Annotated in this window: 2 protein-coding genes; both read right to left on the reverse strand. The window is 35.7% G+C overall.

Annotated elements, in window-relative coordinates:
- Positions 1–76: 76 nt before the first annotated feature.
- Positions 77–697 (reverse strand): DapH/DapD/GlmU-related protein, encoded by a 621-nt coding sequence (locus tag A3756_RS06650; protein WP_068553144.1) that lies wholly within the window; start codon positions 695–697, stop codon positions 77–79.
- On the reverse strand, positions 684–870 hold a 187-nt coding region (locus A3756_RS28650; protein WP_231875500.1), incomplete at its 5' end, for a hypothetical protein. The genes A3756_RS28650 and A3756_RS06650, both read right to left, overlap by 14 nt.

Raw genomic sequence — 870 nt, forward strand, 5'->3', positions numbered from 1 at the left:
GTATAACATGAAATTTAATTCCTAAGAGGGACAAAATGGCTTGGTAAACAAAGAGCACATAAAAATAGACTGAATTTCATAATGACTCATTTGTATTCTTACTAAGAATAGCCTTGCAAGGAGTCCCAGCAACACGGGAATTACTGGGAACCGAAACATTGACCAAACTATTTGCACCAACTAAAACTTTTGAACCTAGCTCGACCCCCATGAGAACAGTTGAACCTATACCCAAGTAGCTATCAGAACCAATTCTAATACCTGCACTTGCAGCAGGAAACTCATCGCTCAGTACACTTTTAGTCATATCAATATGTGTGACGAACTTACTGTACATCGATATAACAACGTTATCCTCTACAGTCACAGAGTCGCGCAGATCGAAAAAACAGCCTTTCCCAATATGACAGTTATTTCCGATTAATAGGTTTTTGAAATTTTTGCAGTTATGAAAAGTGATACCAGGCTGAATATCACAGTTTTTTCCGATCTTAGCACCGTAAGCACAAAGAATAAAAATAACTCCTTCAGCATCAATTTGCGTCAAATAATTAAGAGCGTTACCACTTCCAAACAAAGTTTTCCGAATGGAGAAGTTTACGAATGCAAAAAATTTAAAAGGAAAATAACAAACTCGTCTCATCACAGTTATAGTCAGTTTGATAGTTTTTTTATGGTCGATACTAAGCAAGTTCATTTGAAATTTTCCTCTTCATATAAGAAAAAATCGAAGGAATAATAAAAAAGACCGCTGCTCCTACAGATGGAGTAACATTATTTACAGTGAACAGAATCAAAACCATAAAACACACTAAAAAGGGAAAGCTGCTGTAGTTAATATCTCTTCGCTCTCTAAACATTTGCACTACC

This window comes from Oleiphilus sp. HI0086 (assembly GCF_001635225.1).